Consider the following 15,267-nt stretch of genomic DNA (forward strand, 5'->3'; position numbering starts at 1 on the left):
TAGCGCGTTTGGAGGAGATCTCTTTGTTTAAGATAGATTCTGCAAGAACCTATTTTTCTATCTTTTTAGCAGCGTCATTCGTAGTGGCGCTCTTAATTCCACTTCCACCATTTATACTTGATATCATTATCGTTTTTCTACTAAGTATGTCAGTGCTTATTTATATGCGAGCGACAAGTATTAACGAGTGGGATGAATTAAAGTCATTTCCGACGATGTTGTTATTAATCGGGATTTTCCGCGTATCGATTAACGTTTCGACGACGCGAGCGATTTTGACAGATGGAAATGCAGGACATGTTATTGAAGAGTTCGGTCAGTTCGTAATTGGCGGAAACTTATTAATTGGTATCGTTATTTTTACAGTATTAATCATATTTCAGTTTATCGTTGCAAACGGTGCATCGCGTACAGCTGAAGTAGCAGCTCGTTTTACACTTGATTCTTTACCAGGGAAACAAATGTCTATCGATGCTGATTTAAACCAGCGTATTATTTCAGAAAAAGATGCACAAGCAAAACGAAAAAAATTAAATATGGAAACAGAGTTTTACGGAGCGATGGATGGTGCCGGGAAGTTCATTAAAGGGGATGTTATTTTCGGGATTGTCATTTTATTCGTAAACATTATTTTCGGTTTAATTGTCGGAATGATGCAGCAAGGGATGAGCTTTGCGGATGCGGCTCTTCATTATACACAGTTAACTGTCGGTGACGGAATCGTAAACCAAATCGGTTCGTTAATGCTTGCGATTTCAACAGGTATTATCGTAACGCGTGTATTTGACGGTTCACCGGATACAGTAACAGAAGGTATCTTTAAAGAGTTATTAGCGCATGAAGTCGTTGTATATGCACTAGGTGGTTTATTTATCGCAATGGGTATTTTTACTCCGCTACCGTTTCTACCATTCGCACTCGTTGGTGGAACAATTATCTTCTTAGGCATTCGTAATAAAAATCGAATAAAGAAAGAAAAAGAAGACGAGCTTCAAAAAGAAATAGAAATGATTCAAGGCGAAGATGAGCAACTGCAACAAGTGGAAGATTCATTCGGAGTATTTACGGATAAATATCCAATTATAGTAGAACTCGGTTTAGATTTAGCAGCACTTGTAAAGCAGAAAATTAACGGGGAAACAGCTCGTGATAAAGTTGTTCTTATGCGGAAGTCGATTATTACTGACCTTGGTATTAACGTTCCTGGAATTAACTTTAAAGATAATACGAGCTTTAGACCACGCGGACGTTACATTATTCGAATTAAAGGTGCGAAGGCGGCTGAAGGTGTTTTAAAATCAGGTTATTTATTAGCACTGAAAACGCCAAACGTAATGGCTGATTTAGATGCAGAGCCAGCGAAAGATCCAATTTTCGGTGAAGATGGATATTGGATTTTAGAGCATATGGTGCAAGATGCACAAATGAAAGGCTATCAAGTGTTAGAGCCACTTAGCATATTAATTACACATTTGGATGTTGTCGTTAGACGTAATCTTCACGAATTAATTCAGCGTCAACATGTAAAAGACTTAATTAACTCGCTTGAAAATGATAATGGCGTTCTATTAGAAGAGATTAAGAAAAAAGAAATTGATTTATCACTCGTTCAAAATGTTATTAAACAACTTCTAAAAGAAGGTATTTCTATTCGTGATTTACCAACAATTATTGAAGGTATTATTGACGGCAAAGAAATTTATCAAAACCACGTTGACGGTGTGACATCATTTGTTCGTGAATGTATTTCAAAAGTTATTTGTGAAAATGCGAAAAATCCAGACGGAAAAATATATGCAGCGCTCTTCTCTGATTCAATCGAGTTAGATGCGGATGTTGTGAATAATTCATATCAAGGTTACTTATTAAACTGGGATTTAGATTTAGAAACACGTGTCGTTGAGCAAGTGCAGCGCGTCTTTAAACAAGCACGTTTAATGGGAAGAGAACCAGTGTTATTAACACGTAGAAAAGATTTTAGATTTGCGATTGTAAGACTGCTAGAACGTTATCAAGTGGAAGCACAAGTACTTTGTATTAGCGAATTAGCACCAGAAATTGTTGTGGATCAAATTGCCTATATTGAATAGTAGGGGGTGAAGTAATGGAAAGTACAGAAAAGAAAGAAGCGTTAATGCGAATAAAAGCAGCTTCGAAAAATGAATTGTATCGAAAGTTATTTGACCAATATGGTACAGATTATTATTACGTTGTCGATGAAAGTGTAAAACGAAATATACCGTTTTTTTGGAAAAAGGATTATGAAATGTTAGTTGCTTTTCCAGAAGAAAAACAGGAAGAAGTGAATGAAGGTACAGCTCAATTTCATGAACAGTTAATGGATGTTGTGAATGATCCTTCAGAACAAATTGTGAAGGCGAATGGAATTCAATCAGTACTGCACAATTTAGAAAACGTAACGACTCCTATGTCATACGCGGCGATGCAAACAGGAAATAGTGAAGAATGGGCAAGAAAAAAAGAGAAACTATTAAAGCTGTTTGAAAAAGGAATCGTCGTTGTGAAACCGATGAAAGAAACGGAAATAACGAAAGTAACGAAAAAGAAAAAAGTTGTGAAACAAGTCGTTCCAGTAAAGAAAGAAGAAGTAGCTCCAAAGAAAGAAAATCAAGAATCTGTACCGTTTATTATTCAAAAAGTAATTCGGATGCTAGAACAAAACGATGTGGAACAATATTTCATTCATGCATATGCTGAAAAGTTAAAAATAAAGTTTGAAAATGCAACGATGATTACGGAAGAAGAAGTTATCAGGTACATATTGGAAGATATGAAATCTCATTTTAATACGGAAAACGTCTTTGAAAAAGAAGTACAAACAATTGCATTAATAGGTCCAACTGGCGTTGGTAAAACGACGACACTTGCGAAAATGGCATGGCAATTTCACGGTAAGAACAAAACAGTTGGTTTTATAACGACCGATCATTCGCGCATAGGGACAGTGCAGCAATTGCAAGATAACGTAAAGACAATTGGATCGGAAGTAATTGCTGTACGTGATGAAGCTGCAATGACAAGAGCGCTTACGTATTTTAAAGAAGAAGCACGCGTCGATTATATTTTAATTGATACAGCAGGGAAAAATTATCGTACGTCAGAAACAGTGGAAGAAATGATTGAAACGATGGGACAAGTAGAACCAGATTATATTTGTTTAACGTTATCAGCTTCAATGAAAAGTAAAGATATGATTGAAATTATTACAAACTTTAAAGATATTCATATAGATGGTATTGTGTTTACGAAATTTGATGAAACAGCAAGTAGTGGCGAATTGTTGAAAATTCCAGCAGTATCATCAGCTCCTATTGTATTAATGACAGACGGCCAAGACATAAAGAAAAATATACATATCGCTACAGCTGAACATTTAGCAAAACAAATGTTACAAACATCGTAGAAAAGAGGTGAAGAATAAGGCGCTTGCCTTATTCAAACGAATATGAACGGTCTTTATATAGGTTCTATGGGCATGATGAATTACATGCAGCGCATTAATGTTCATTCGAATAACGTTGCAAATGCTCAAACGACAGGATTTAAAGCAGAAAATATGACGTCTAAAGTATTTGATGTACAAGACACATATCGCCGCGGAGATGGGGCGGTAACAAATATCGGTTCGGTCGATTACGCTGTAGTACCAGCTGCAACGCATGTGAATTTAGTACAAGGAAATATACAAATGACAAATAGCGCTACAGATTTCTTTTTAGATGACGGTGCGGCCGGCACAACATCATTTTTCGTTACTTCTAAAAATGATGAAACGTTTTTAACGAGAGATGGTAGTTTCACATTAAATAGTGATCGTTATTTACAAACGTCATCTGGTGCTTTCGTAATGGGAGAGAATAATGAGCGTATTCGTATTCCAGAAGGAGCAAAGGTTGCTGTACAAGCAGATGGTACATTATATGATGAAATAACACAAAATAATATTGCTCGTTTGCAAACAAAAACAGTAGATGCAGAAACGAATGCTCGTCTCGTGCAACGTGAAAATAAAAGCTTTACACTAGCAGAAGGAAACATTGCTAATTTACCGAACGGAACAGGAATAGTAAAAAATCATATGCTAGAAAATTCAAATGTAGATATGACGAAAGAGATGGCCGATCTTATGACAGATCAAAAGATGATTCAAGCATCACAGCGCGTTATGACGTCATTTGATAAAATTTATGAAAAAGAAGCAAATGAAATATTGAGATAGTGGACTCCTAATAAAGGGGTCTTTTATTAATTTTAAATTTCAGAATTATCAATTGACTTTGTGGAGCTTCTTTTTTATATTAGTAGGTATAACTATAACTACTAAAGAGGTGAGAGTATGACAACGGCATTATATTTAGAAGATGCATACAAAACGAGTTGCGAAACAGAAGTGATAAAAGTAGAAGGGAATAAAGTATTTGTAAAGGAAACAGTTTTTTATCCAACTGGTGGAGGGCAAGAATGTGATACGGGTGTCATTGTACAAGATGGGTCTGTATTTGAAGTTGAAAAAGTAAAGAAGGAGCAAGGAGAAATAGTTCACTATATAAAAGATGAAGCTCAAGTAAAATTAGGTCCAGTTAAATTAGAGATAAATTGGGAAAGACGTCATAATTTAATGCGTCATCACTCTTTACTGCATCTTATCGGAGCTGTTGTTTATGAAAAGTATGGAGCTCTATGCACCGGAAATCAAATTTATCCTGATAAAGCACGTATCGATTTTAATGAGTTACAAGAGTTATCGAGCGTGGAAGTAGAAGAAATTGTTGAGGAAGTGAATAAACTTATTAAGCAAAATAAAGAAATTTCCACTCGTTATATGAGCCGCGAAGAAGCAGAAAATGCTGTAGGAATGATTAAAACAGCAATAAATCTCCTGCCAACTACTATCCAAGAAATCCGCATTGTTACAATTGAAAATTTAGACGAACAAGCTTGTGGAGGCACACATGTGAAAAATACGAGTGAAATAGGAACACTTGTTATTGATAAAGTAAAAAGTAAAGGGAAGCAAAATCGTCGTTTTGAAGTAAGGGCGATTTAGATTGTGAGGGGTTACCGATGGATAAAATTATAAAGGAATTACAAAAGTTAGGATTTTCCCAGTATGAATGTAAAGCGTATATTGGACTACTAAAACATTCCCCAGTAACAGGCTATGAAGTGAGTAAACAAACAGGAGTACCTCGTTCTATGATTTACGAGGTACTCGGTAAGTTAATGGATAAAGGAGCAGTGCATATTGTACCTTCTGAACCAGTTAAATATGTACCAGTACCAGCTACCGAATTAATGAATCGAATGCGAAAAGACTTTGAAAAGTCCTTTGAATTTTTAGATGAGAAATTAAATTGTTTAGAACAAGAGCGACAAATAGATGTAATTTCGCATATTCGTTCAAATGATCGTGTTTTGAAAGAAATATGCAATATAATTAGTAGAGCTAAGGAAGAGTTATGGGTTTCTGTATGGGAAGAACAAGTGCATGAAATTGAACCATACATTCATCAAAAGGAAGAGGAAGGCGTACATATATTTTCAATCTTATTTGGAGCTCCAGAAACAAAAATAGGAGCGACATTTCACCATAATTATATGACGCCCCACGTTGTTGAAAAGAGAATGGGTGGTCATTTAACTGTTATTGCTCGTGATGGAGAGGAAGTATTAATTGCGAACTTCTCAAATGATAGCACTTCATGGGCCGTTACAACGTATGACCCAGCGCTAGTTCTCGTTGCTACAGAGTATGTGCGGCACGATATTATGGTTGAAGAAATCACAAAGGAATTTGGAGCTGATAAGTTAGATACGTTATGGCGTGAAAATATAGATTTAGTTCATGTCGTAACAGGAAAACGAACTTTAGAAGGAATGGAGGATGATAGAGATGAGTAAAGCTCAGGCACATGTAGCTTTGCAGAGCGATGATACATTTCAGCAAGGAGTAAAAGATTGTTTACCAACTGTATTTGGTTATTTGAGCATCGGTATAGCAGCTGGTGTAATTGCAAAAACAGCAGGTTTTTCTATCATTGAAATTGCATTTATGTCGACTTTAATTTATGCAGGTTCTGCCCAATTTATATTAGCTGGTATGTATGCAGCCGGTGCTCCTGCTTCCGCAATTATTTTTACTGTGTTTTTTGTTAATTTACGTCATTTATTAATGAGTGCTGCCCTCGCGCCGTACTTTACGAAACTACCTCTATTAAAAAACGTCATTATTGGTTCGCAAATTACAGATGAAACGTTCGGCGTCGCAGTGCAGCATGCAGCGCAAAAAGGATATTTAGGCGAAAGATGGATGATTGGGCTAAATGTAACGGCTTATTTAAACTGGATTCTTGCTACTATCATTGGCGGGCTATTTGGTGAGTGGATACCAGATCCACATACATACGGGATGGATTATGCATTACCAGCGATGTTTATCGGATTATTTGTACTTCAGCTCATAAGTAGTAAACCAAAGCTAGCAATTCATTTAAGTGTTGCAATTGTAGCGATTATACTTGCATACGTTTCACACTTAATTATGCCAGATAGTATAGCGGTTATTATCGCAACATTACTAGCTGCGACGATTGGAGTGGTGATTGAAAAATGGAAATGAGATTAGATGTATTATTACTTTTACTAGCAGCAGGAGCTGTTACACTCGTGCCACGTATTTTACCTCTACTCGTATTTAGCAAACTACAAATTCCAGACTGGGGTTTAAAATGGTTAAATTACATACCAATTGCAATATTAGCAGCACTTTTAGCACAAGTTTTATTTATGCACGAGACGATGCAGTGGGATTATCTTATTGCAGCAATTCCAACATTTCTTGTAGCGATATATACTCGTAGTTTATTAGGTACAGTATTAACGGGAGTGGTTGTGATTATTTTGTTACGTTTCTTTTTCTAAAAAGGATTACGCTCATATAATAGCGAAAAGTGTAATAACATGAAAAATATAGGGGTGGTGTTATGATACTTTTAACGATAGGAGCAATTTTGTTAACGTTGTTTATTTTCTTTACTATCGGTTTCGTTACGTTTATGATGTTTGTTGATAAGGCGACACCTCAAATATATTATACACCTTGTGAATCAGTGACAGTGAAAACTAAAGGTAAACATAGAAGGAAGAAAAGTTGAAAGTTGGCTTTTCTTCCTTCTTCTATTACATCCCCGAAAGAACTAACAAAAACAGCCCAAATAAAAAACTAATAAAGGAAAGAAAACCGATATATATGGAGAACACACGATTGTTTCTCCATTCGCGCCAGAAAGTGATAAAACCTAATATACAAAGGAAAAACCAAATGGGTAGGAATAGGAACTCACTAATCTTTTCGGGAAGTAACGCATAAAAAGTTGATAAATATAAAATCCAATTTGTAAAAAATAAAATGCAAACGATAATAGATTGTAAGTAGGGCCGTTTGGAAAACTCCCCCTTTTTTACGGTTACGAAAATAATAGTTAGCACTGAGAAAAAGGCAATGAATATGAAAATAAGTAAGAGTAATGTAAGTGTCATTTACATCTCCTTTATAAGAGTGTTTTTTACAAGAAATGAATCTATTACATTATATGCTTGTTTTGTAGAGTGCTCGTTATATTTTTCAGTGTACGGATTTAGAAATCCATGTTCACCGTGTAGTTGTTTTATTTCTAATAAAGGGTTATTCTGTTGCTGCAATGTTTGAATGAAAGAGGATACTGAAAAACTAGATTCTTTTTCTGGGAATATAAGTAATGTAGCGCATGTAGGCTTTATGTGAACATAGTCGCGTATACGAGAACCGTAACATCCGATAATAAAATTTATTTTCGGATCGTTACTACATAGCCATGAGATGGTAGCTCCAACACTAAAGCCGATAAGTCCAATATGTGTATAACTACTAGAAAGATGAGAAATGAATTCTTCAATTTGCTTTTTTCCATCATCAAATCCAATATGATTTACAAAATGTTCATATGCTTTTTCTTCATCACGATAATGAAATGCGTGTTGTGATTGTAGAAGATTAGGGCAGAATACATCTATATGAGATGAAGTAAAGTGGTTGGTAACGTGATGCATATGGTCGTTCACACCATATATTTCATGAACAATAACGAGAGCTAATTTTTCCTTCATAGTTATAAAGTACCTCTATGAAACTTAAATTCTTTCTCAACAAGGCAAATACGCAGATGGAAGTTTTCATACCATTGCTCACGACCTCTTTTTTTCGCTTCTTTATGTAAGGTGTTCTTCTTCCAATTTTCAATCGCATCAAGTGATTCCCAATAAGAAATTGTTATTCCGAGTCCAGAATTACCTCTTGCACTTTCTACACCTAAAAATCCAGGTTGTTGCTTTGCAAGTTTCTCCATTTCTTCGGCAACGGTATTATAGTCTGTTGTATCATTTGATAAATTAGAAGTGAATATAACTGCATAATAAGGCTTGTTTTTTTCTAAAGTAGATGCCATTATTTTTCCTCCTTAATGTATAGTACGAATAATTAATCCATAGTTTGTATTTTAGCAGGTCACAAAAAGAAAAGAAGTAGAAAATTCTTATTTTTTCAGCTCATGTAAAATAAAGGGTTGAAGAAATTTATAGTAAGTAATCTGAAAGAAGAAAAATGCCACTTCAAAAGAGAAGTGGCATTTCTTATATTTCCTCTAAGCTATTAACTGGAACAGTTAATTCGCGTTCTGGGTTTTTTACTTCATATATGCGGGCGGTTTCATTGCTTTCATCGACGTGTTGAATCATAACAGGCATGCCTTGAAAACTGACATTGGCTTGCTCTGCTGACACAGAAAGCTCTATTGCACGTTGTATATTCATTTATATTCCTCCCATCATTATTATCTTTGCTAAAAAAGAGGAGTAATATACCATTTAGAGACATTCTTAAAGTTTTTGTATTATTTGTAATGTTTCTTTAATAAATGAAGTGAAGATGGAATCAGGATAGGACTGTACGATTTCATATGCTTCTGTTACTTCTTCAAGAGCTCTTTTTTTATCATTAAGTTTCACATAACAAAGAGCGCGATATGCCCCAGCTGTTGTAAGTCGTGCGTGATCAAGTGGATGGTTTATATAATCTGGTATGATAGCGCGTTGCAATGTTTTTAAAGCTTCTTCGTATTGTTTTAAACCATACAAAGCTTTTCCTTTTTCAAGATAATATGATCCATCATCTTGAAAAATTGGCTCATCTTTTAATTTTTCTCGAAATTGTTCTAAATGTTCTAATGCAACTGTATATTCATTAGCAATTGTGTTGTAGTAGAAAGCTTTTAAAAGATCAATAACCGCCGCAGAGAAATTATCTTCTGTAAAAATGGCGAATTGCTCTGATTTTTTTATGTAATGTAAATATTGTTCTTTATCAGCCGTGATTACTTTTTGATAAGATAAAATACGATAAAATTCATCTGTTTTATAATACACTTGATGCTTTTTTGAAAATGCAAGTGCATCTAAAATGACACTTTCACATTGTTCGTAATCACCACATGCAAGAAAAATAATTGCTTCATATAAATATAATTCGATATGTATAATGAGATCCATTTCTAAATGTTTCTCTTCATAGTCATTTCGGATACTAGCTATAAGTTGTAAACATTCAGCATATTTTTTACGTGTGAATATCGTAAAGGATAATTTTAATTTTGTTTCCGTACTATCCCGGTATAACGTATATTTCTCAAAAATAGAAGTAGCCTTTTCAACGTAATATTCAATATTGTAATCTTTCATTTTAGCCGCAGCTGTTACAAACTGTTTATATAAACGAGCAGTATTCAAAGTGGGAGGTAGCTCTTTTTGAACGATCGGTAGTAAAACCTCATATACTTCATCGTACTTGTTTGCTTTTATTAGTTTCTCCGTTTGTTGAATGAGTTCTACAATTTCTACATCATCTTCTTCTAATAAAAAACTCGTTTCACATTCAAGTTTGTCAGCGATATATTGTAGTGTTTTCATAGAAGGTGTAGCTTTTCCATTTTCAATTTGACTTAGCATACTTTTTGTGAGTTCTGAACCTGCTAGATCAGTTTGAGTAAGCTTTTTTTCTTTTCGTAACGTTTTAATTTTTTCACCGAGAGTAGCCATATAATTGCTCCTTTATAGTTAGAAAGTTAAATGTCATTAAACTTTTTGTTGTAAAAATTGGAAAGTTAATTATATAATAAGTTTAACACAATTTAACTTTTAAGGGGAGAGTGTCAAAAATGGGGGATATAAGTATAGGACAACATGATTCAAGAATGAAGATTGCAACGAGAAATATTATTTTAATGATGATTGGGAAAATGACGTCTTTGCTAGGAGCCGGTATTTATACGTTTGCAATGGGATTATACGTATTAAAGACAACGGGTTCAGGAATGGGGTTTGCAACTACGCTTATTTGTGGATCGATTCCAAGGCTAATCTGTGGACCAATTGCTGGTGCTGTAGCTGACCGCGTCAATCGAAAATGGCTTGTCATCGGTACCGATTTGTTAAGTAGTTTAACAATGTTTATTATGTTTATCCTTGCAACTACTTTTGGGCCATCACTTCTGTTTATTTATGTTTCAGCAGCATTATTATCAATTTGTGCGAGTTTTTACTCTGTTTCATTAACTTCATCTATTCCAAGTTTAGTAGATGAAGGACGTATTCAAAAAGCGAGTGCTTTGAACCAGACGGCAGCTTCTTTATCAAATATTTTAGGGCCGATTATTGGCGGAGTTGTATTTGGTTTCTTTTCAATTCAGTCGTTCTTTTTGTTAAATAGCATTACATTCTTTTTAGCGGTTGTTGTGCAATTATTTATCGTATTTGATTTATACAAAAAAGAAATGGCTGAAAGTAAAGAGCATTTCTTGACGAGTATAAAAGAAGGGTTTTCATATGTAAAAAGACAGCATGAAATATATGGTTTAATGAAAATTGCAGTAGGGGTAAACTTTTTTGCGAGTGCACTTTTCGTTTCACTTCCATATATTATTGTTCAAAATTTGCATCTATCTTCGAAGCAACTCGGTGTTGTAGAGGGAATGTTAGCAGTTGGGATGTTAATTGGTGCAATTGCGTTATCAGTACGTAAAGAAGTGAATAATCCGTTTCGTTCTGTTTATATTGGGTTGCTTTTATTTGCGGGCTTGAGTTTATGTACAGTGTTTCCATTAGTAGTCACCATCCCGAAAGTAGCAAGTTTTATTTACTATATCGCTTTTATGATGTTAACTGGTATATCAATGATGGTTGTAAATATCCCGATGCAAGTACATTTGCAAAAGACGACAGATCCAAGTTATTTAGGACGCGTTTTCGGCTTACTTGAAACAATTTCTACTGCAATCGCACCGCTCGGTATGATTGTGTATGGATTATTATTAGATATGTTGCCAACTAGCATTGTTATGATGACATTAGGCGGAGGTTTATTGTTAGTTGTATTAGTAGGAATAAAGAAGCATGTAATGAAAAAGCAAGTGGATGTGTCTGTCTAAAAGGCAATTTGACTTAATAAAATAAAAATGACCGAATTAGTATTTTAGTTTTTGAAACTCTTTTTCATGTATGTTACAGTATAGTGAGCAGGCAAAGAAAAGGAGACAACAGCATGAAAAAATTAAGTTTTGTTATGCTTTTTCTATTAGTCGTAATGGCTGGATGTAGCAATTATGACACATATATTGAAACAGGTATGCAATCATTGAAAGATGAAAAGTATAGTGATGCAACAATGTGGTTCGAAAAAGCAGAAAAAGAGAAATCAGGAAATGAAGCGAAATCATATAAAGAAGTTGCTGAGAGAATGGATCACGGAGCAACAGCATTAAAAGACGGTAAGTATTTAGAAGCGAAAGACATTGCAAATGAAGTGTTACAAAAGAAAAAAGATGATGAACTTGAAAAAGCTGTAACATCAAATGCAGAGAATATGCTTCAAAAAGCAAAAGATGTGGAAGAGAAAGTAAATGAAAGAGTGGCAAAGCGTAGAAAGGTAGAAGAAGAAGGAATCGATAAACTTATTAAAGCTGTCGATAGTATAGATGAAGTGAAAGAAAAAGAGAAGAAAGTATCAGAAGCATTAGATAAGGCTGAAGAGGCGCAAGCAAAAATTGAGGCAAAGAAAAATAAATAGATTTATAGTTTAAAAGGCTGTCGTGCATAACGACAGCCTTTTAATTTTTTGTTGTAAATGAAGTGATGCTTTGTAGTAAAAAAGAAATGATTTTAGAATTCCATCTGTCCTCATGATGAATCGTATAAATATTACGCTGAAATTCAAATTCAGGGATTGGTATATAGCATAGCTCATTTCGTTGTATTTCTTGCTCGATAGCAAGTTTAGAAATAAAGGCAATTCCATTACCATATTTTAAAATTTGTTTCATCGTTTCTAATGAGTCTAATTCAATTTCAGATTGGAATGTAATGTTGTGCGCCAACGTCCATTGTGTAAGTAAATCTCTCGTTGTAGATGGATTACGATGCAATAGTATGCGTTCCTTTTCGATATTTTGTAACGATACATTGTCTTTCTTTGAAAAATGATGTTCTTTGGAAAAGGCAAGAACAAGTGTATCGGGCATTATATTCGTTTGTTTTAAAAGTGGTTCATCAAATGGAGCAGCGGAAATTATCCCAAGATCGATTTCGTGATTTTGTAGCATCATTCGAATTTCAGGGGCTGTTTTCACTAGTAGCGTTATTTTTATATTGGGAAATTCGCATTGAAATTGATGAACGACTTCTGGCAAAAGATAAGTCGCTGGTACATAACTAGCGCCGATTGTTATAGCACCTTTATGAAAATCTTTAAACTCTTGCGTGACACGTCTAGCTTCTTTCATAAGCGCATCTATTTTACAAGCATAATGGTGCAAAGCCTCACCAGCCTCTGTTAAGAAATACCTTCCAGAACGTAATTCAAATAAAGACACACCGAGTTCTTCTTCTAAGCTTTTTATATGAAATGTAATAGTTGGTTGTTTAACGCCAAGTTTTTCTGCAACGATTGTAAGCTTTTTGTATTTCTTAATAAGTACTACAATTTCTAATTTTAAGAGATTCATTATGAATTGCCGCCTTTTTTATTTTAACTATAGAAAAAATCTATAGAAATAAATAGTTTATTAGAAGTTTTTTAATTTAATCTTTACAGTACATTAACATTGAGTATAAATCTTCCATATAGAATGAAAGCAGGTTAAGAATGAGGGGAGAGAGGTGAAGCAATGGATATTACAATTAGTGGATTAGAAAAGACATTTGGAAAAATACAGGCGTTAAAGCCGTTGCAGATTGTAATGAAACAAGGGGAATTCACTACACTTTTAGGACCTTCGGGGTGTGGGAAAACGACTTTGCTTAGAATGATAGCAGGACTTGAAGAACCGGATAAAGGAGAAATATATTTTGGAGACCAGTGCATGTATTCTGCTACAAAAAAGATAAAGACATCTCCTCATGAACGGAATATCGGTATGGTATTTCAAGATTTTGCTTTATGGCCGCACATGACTGTTTTTGAAAATGTTGCATTTGGTTTAAGGGCTACAAAGCAAACGAATCATTTACGAGAAAAAGTAGAAGATGCGATAAAGCGAGTTCGCCTGCAAGGTATGGAGAAACGGTATCCACACGAACTTTCTGGTGGACAGCAACAACGTGTCGCATTCGCTAGAGCAATTGTAACAAAACCTCACTTTATTTTGTTTGATGAACCGCTAAGTGCACTCGATGCAATTTTGCGAGAAGAAATGAGAATAGAGCTTATGGATATCGTTCATTCCATTGGTTTAACTGCACTGTATGTCACTCACGATCAAATAGAAGCAATGTCAATGTCAGACCAAATTATTGTCATGAAACAAGGAGAAATATTACAAAAAGGAACACCGGAAGATATTTATGTGAAACCGTCTCATGAATTTGTTGCCAAATTTGTTGGTAAGGCGAATTGGCTTGTAGAGGGTGAAAAAATGATTCGTCCAGAGCATGTGAGTTGGACAAAAAATGATGTGTGCGAAATGTATACAGGTGAAATTCAGCACGTTACATATGTAGGAGAACGTTATGAAGTGAAAGTAAATATGGGGACTTTAGGCATCTGGACAGCCTATCACAATAGTAAGCTAAGCATCGGTAAACCAGTATCGTTATATGTGCCAAAAAAATGTATTCATCATATAGGGGGAGAATCGTATGAAGAAATTCAGTTCGCTTAAGTCTTTATTTGTATGTACTTTATTATTTTCGGCTGTAGTAACAGGGTGTAGTTCAAAGACAGGTAATGCAGATGCAAAAAGTAAAAATACGAATGAAAAGAAAATTGTTGTATATAGTGCAGGACCAAAAGGGTTAGCAGAAAAAATTCAAAAAGACTTTGAAAAGAAAACTGGTATAAAGGTGGAAATGTTTCAAGGGACAACTGGTAAAATTTTAGCGAGAATGGAAGCTGAAAAGAAAAATCCAGTCGTTGATGTAGTCGTACTTGCATCATTACCAGCGATGGAAGGATTAAAGAAAGAGGGTCAAACGTTAGCTTATAAAGAAGCGAAACAAGCTGATAAGCTGCGTTCTGAATGGTCAGATGATAAAGGACATTATTTCGGGTATAGTGCTTCAGCATTAGGGATTGTGTACAATACAAAAAATGTGAAGACAGCGCCTGAAGATTGGAGCGATATAACGAAAGGAGAATGGAAAGGGAAAGTGAATCTTCCAGATCCAGCACTTTCAGGTTCAGCTTTAGACTTTGTAACAGGATACGTGAAAAAGAATGGACAAGATGGATGGAATTTATTTGAGCAGCTTAAGAAAAATGAAGTTACAGTAGCAGGAGCAAATCAGGAAGCGTTAGACCCAGTTGTAACAGGTGCGAAAGATATGGTCATTGCGGGTGTTGATTATATGACGTATAGCGCAAAAGCAAAGGGTGAACCTGTTGATATTGTATATCCAAAAAGCGGAACAGTTATTAGCCCACGTGCAGCTGGGATTATGAAGGATAGTAAAAATGTTGAAGGTGCAAAAGAGTTTATTGATTATTTATTATCCGATGATGTACAAAAACAAGTTTCTAAAGCGTATTTATTGCCTGGTAGAACAGATATAAAAGCTGAAAATAGACCAAATGTAGAAGAGATTCCAGTATTAAATATTGATTGGAAAACAGTTGAGAAAGAGCAAGATGAAATAGGAAAACAATTTAAGAAAGTATTTCAATAA

The 15,267-nt window shown here is 34.9% G+C and carries 18 protein-coding genes; 12 read left to right on the forward strand and 6 right to left on the reverse strand.

Features of this window, described 5'->3' with window-relative positions:
• The first annotated feature begins 23 nt into the window (after positions 1-23).
• The 8 genes from flhA to ACTFN4_RS09360 all read left to right on the forward strand — a co-directional run bounded on the left by flhA (position 24) and on the right by ACTFN4_RS09360 (position 7,175).
• Positions 24-2,090: a flagellar biosynthesis protein FlhA gene (flhA, locus tag ACTFN4_RS09325; RefSeq protein WP_000472534.1), complete on the forward strand. Its 2,067-nt coding sequence runs from the start codon at positions 24-26 to the stop codon at positions 2,088-2,090.
• Between the two features lie 14 nt (positions 2,091-2,104).
• Positions 2,105-3,424 carry a flagellar biosynthesis protein FlhF gene (flhF, locus tag ACTFN4_RS09330; protein WP_326036115.1) on the forward strand — a complete coding sequence of 440 codons (1,320 nt, stop codon included), beginning with the start codon at positions 2,105-2,107 and terminating at the stop codon, positions 3,422-3,424.
• Between the two features lie 42 nt (positions 3,425-3,466).
• A complete protein-coding gene (locus ACTFN4_RS09335; protein WP_078994761.1) occupies positions 3,467-4,240 on the forward strand; it encodes a flagellar basal-body rod protein FlgG in 774 nt (257 codons plus the stop codon).
• 117 nt (positions 4,241-4,357) lie between these two features.
• The gene (locus ACTFN4_RS09340; protein WP_000205380.1) at positions 4,358-5,068 is read left to right on the forward strand and encodes an alanyl-tRNA editing protein; all 711 of its coding nucleotides are present in this window, start codon (positions 4,358-4,360) and stop codon (positions 5,066-5,068) included.
• 17 nt (positions 5,069-5,085) lie between these two features.
• Complete coding sequence (locus ACTFN4_RS09345) at positions 5,086-5,922, forward strand: TrmB family transcriptional regulator (protein ID WP_000357819.1); 837 nt, start codon at positions 5,086-5,088, stop codon at positions 5,920-5,922.
• Positions 5,915-6,640, forward strand: a complete 726-nt coding sequence (locus tag ACTFN4_RS09350; protein WP_000030490.1) for an AzlC family ABC transporter permease — start codon at positions 5,915-5,917, stop codon at positions 6,638-6,640. Before ACTFN4_RS09345 ends, ACTFN4_RS09350 begins: the two co-directional genes overlap by 8 nt.
• Positions 6,631-6,942: an AzlD domain-containing protein gene (locus tag ACTFN4_RS09355; protein ID WP_000425944.1), complete on the forward strand. Its 312-nt coding sequence runs from the start codon at positions 6,631-6,633 to the stop codon at positions 6,940-6,942. The genes ACTFN4_RS09350 and ACTFN4_RS09355 overlap by 10 nt, the downstream gene beginning before the upstream one ends.
• A 62-nt stretch (positions 6,943-7,004) precedes the next feature.
• Positions 7,005-7,175 carry a DUF3951 domain-containing protein gene (locus ACTFN4_RS09360; protein WP_000602246.1) on the forward strand — a complete coding sequence of 57 codons (171 nt, stop codon included), beginning with the start codon at positions 7,005-7,007 and terminating at the stop codon, positions 7,173-7,175.
• Between the two features lie 25 nt (positions 7,176-7,200).
• Here ACTFN4_RS09360 and ACTFN4_RS09365 read toward each other — a convergent pair whose 3' ends face one another.
• The 5 genes from ACTFN4_RS09365 to ACTFN4_RS09385 form a co-directional block, all read right to left on the reverse strand.
• Positions 7,201-7,560: a hypothetical protein gene (locus ACTFN4_RS09365; RefSeq protein WP_439962230.1), complete on the reverse strand. Its 360-nt coding sequence runs from the start codon at positions 7,558-7,560 to the stop codon at positions 7,201-7,203.
• Complete coding sequence (locus ACTFN4_RS09370) at positions 7,561-8,166, reverse strand: dienelactone hydrolase family protein (RefSeq protein ID WP_439962231.1); 606 nt, start codon at positions 8,164-8,166, stop codon at positions 7,561-7,563.
• Between the two features lie 2 nt (positions 8,167-8,168).
• Entirely contained in the window at positions 8,169-8,504 is a 336-nt protein-coding gene (locus tag ACTFN4_RS09375) for an antibiotic biosynthesis monooxygenase family protein (RefSeq protein WP_000168851.1), read from the reverse strand.
• 184 nt (positions 8,505-8,688) lie between these two features.
• On the reverse strand, positions 8,689-8,868 hold the full coding sequence (locus ACTFN4_RS09380; protein ID WP_001025733.1) for an H-type small acid-soluble spore protein: 180 nt from the start codon (positions 8,866-8,868) through the stop codon (positions 8,689-8,691).
• A 66-nt stretch (positions 8,869-8,934) separates the two neighbouring features.
• Positions 8,935-10,149 (reverse strand): helix-turn-helix domain-containing protein, encoded by a 1,215-nt coding sequence (locus tag ACTFN4_RS09385; protein ID WP_439962232.1) that lies wholly within the window; start codon positions 10,147-10,149, stop codon positions 8,935-8,937.
• A gap of 119 nt (positions 10,150-10,268) precedes the next feature.
• On the opposite strand from ACTFN4_RS09385, the gene ACTFN4_RS09390 reads away from it, so the two are divergent.
• On the forward strand, positions 10,269-11,537 hold the full coding sequence (locus ACTFN4_RS09390; protein WP_033696027.1) for an MFS transporter: 1,269 nt from the start codon (positions 10,269-10,271) through the stop codon (positions 11,535-11,537).
• Positions 11,538-11,650: 113 nt separating this feature from the next.
• Positions 11,651-12,175, forward strand: a complete 525-nt coding sequence (locus ACTFN4_RS09395; protein WP_000736443.1) for a DUF4398 domain-containing protein — start codon at positions 11,651-11,653, stop codon at positions 12,173-12,175.
• A 40-nt stretch (positions 12,176-12,215) separates the two neighbouring features.
• On the opposite strand, the gene ACTFN4_RS09400 is transcribed toward ACTFN4_RS09395, so the two are convergent.
• Positions 12,216-13,109: a LysR family transcriptional regulator gene (locus tag ACTFN4_RS09400; protein ID WP_001050612.1), complete on the reverse strand. Its 894-nt coding sequence runs from the start codon at positions 13,107-13,109 to the stop codon at positions 12,216-12,218.
• A 162-nt stretch (positions 13,110-13,271) separates the two neighbouring features.
• Between ACTFN4_RS09400 and ACTFN4_RS09405 the strand changes: the two genes are divergently transcribed.
• Both ACTFN4_RS09405 and ACTFN4_RS09410 read left to right on the forward strand, forming a co-directional pair.
• Positions 13,272-14,264, forward strand: coding sequence for an ABC transporter ATP-binding protein (locus ACTFN4_RS09405; protein WP_439962233.1), 993 nt, complete (start codon positions 13,272-13,274; stop codon positions 14,262-14,264).
• Positions 14,242-15,267, forward strand: coding sequence for an ABC transporter substrate-binding protein (locus ACTFN4_RS09410; RefSeq protein WP_000714684.1), 1,026 nt, complete (start codon positions 14,242-14,244; stop codon positions 15,265-15,267). Before ACTFN4_RS09405 ends, ACTFN4_RS09410 begins: the two co-directional genes overlap by 23 nt.

This window comes from Bacillus cereus group sp. MYBK95-2 (assembly GCF_051915225.1).
GTDB lineage: Bacteria > Bacillota > Bacilli > Bacillales > Bacillaceae_G > Bacillus_A > Bacillus_A cereus.

Excerpts from the sequence above, each read along its gene's own strand:
- flhF (WP_326036115.1), top strand. The coding sequence starts at position 2,105 with ATGGAAAGTACAGAAAAGAAAGAAGCGTTAATGCGAATAAAAGCAGCT.
- ACTFN4_RS09335 (WP_078994761.1), top strand. The coding sequence starts at position 3,467 with ATGAACGGTCTTTATATAGGTTCTATGGGCATGATGAATTACATGCAG.
- ACTFN4_RS09340 (WP_000205380.1), top strand. The coding sequence starts at position 4,358 with ATGACAACGGCATTATATTTAGAAGATGCATACAAAACGAGTTGCGAA.
- ACTFN4_RS09345 (WP_000357819.1), top strand. The coding sequence starts at position 5,086 with ATGGATAAAATTATAAAGGAATTACAAAAGTTAGGATTTTCCCAGTAT.
- ACTFN4_RS09350 (WP_000030490.1), top strand. The coding sequence starts at position 5,915 with ATGAGTAAAGCTCAGGCACATGTAGCTTTGCAGAGCGATGATACATTT.
- ACTFN4_RS09355 (WP_000425944.1), top strand. The coding sequence starts at position 6,631 with ATGGAAATGAGATTAGATGTATTATTACTTTTACTAGCAGCAGGAGCT.
- ACTFN4_RS09360 (WP_000602246.1), top strand. The coding sequence starts at position 7,005 with ATGATACTTTTAACGATAGGAGCAATTTTGTTAACGTTGTTTATTTTC.
- ACTFN4_RS09365 (WP_439962230.1), bottom strand. The coding sequence starts at position 7,560 with ATGACACTTACATTACTCTTACTTATTTTCATATTCATTGCCTTTTTC.
- ACTFN4_RS09370 (WP_439962231.1), bottom strand. The coding sequence starts at position 8,166 with ATGAAGGAAAAATTAGCTCTCGTTATTGTTCATGAAATATATGGTGTG.
- ACTFN4_RS09375 (WP_000168851.1), bottom strand. The coding sequence starts at position 8,504 with ATGGCATCTACTTTAGAAAAAAACAAGCCTTATTATGCAGTTATATTC.
- ACTFN4_RS09380 (WP_001025733.1), bottom strand. The coding sequence starts at position 8,868 with ATGAATATACAACGTGCAATAGAGCTTTCTGTGTCAGCAGAGCAAGCC.
- ACTFN4_RS09385 (WP_439962232.1), bottom strand. The coding sequence starts at position 10,149 with ATGGCTACTCTCGGTGAAAAAATTAAAACGTTACGAAAAGAAAAAAAG.
- ACTFN4_RS09390 (WP_033696027.1), top strand. The coding sequence starts at position 10,269 with ATGGGGGATATAAGTATAGGACAACATGATTCAAGAATGAAGATTGCA.
- ACTFN4_RS09395 (WP_000736443.1), top strand. The coding sequence starts at position 11,651 with ATGAAAAAATTAAGTTTTGTTATGCTTTTTCTATTAGTCGTAATGGCT.
- ACTFN4_RS09400 (WP_001050612.1), bottom strand. The coding sequence starts at position 13,109 with ATGAATCTCTTAAAATTAGAAATTGTAGTACTTATTAAGAAATACAAA.
- ACTFN4_RS09405 (WP_439962233.1), top strand. The coding sequence starts at position 13,272 with ATGGATATTACAATTAGTGGATTAGAAAAGACATTTGGAAAAATACAG.
- ACTFN4_RS09410 (WP_000714684.1), top strand. The coding sequence starts at position 14,242 with ATGAAGAAATTCAGTTCGCTTAAGTCTTTATTTGTATGTACTTTATTA.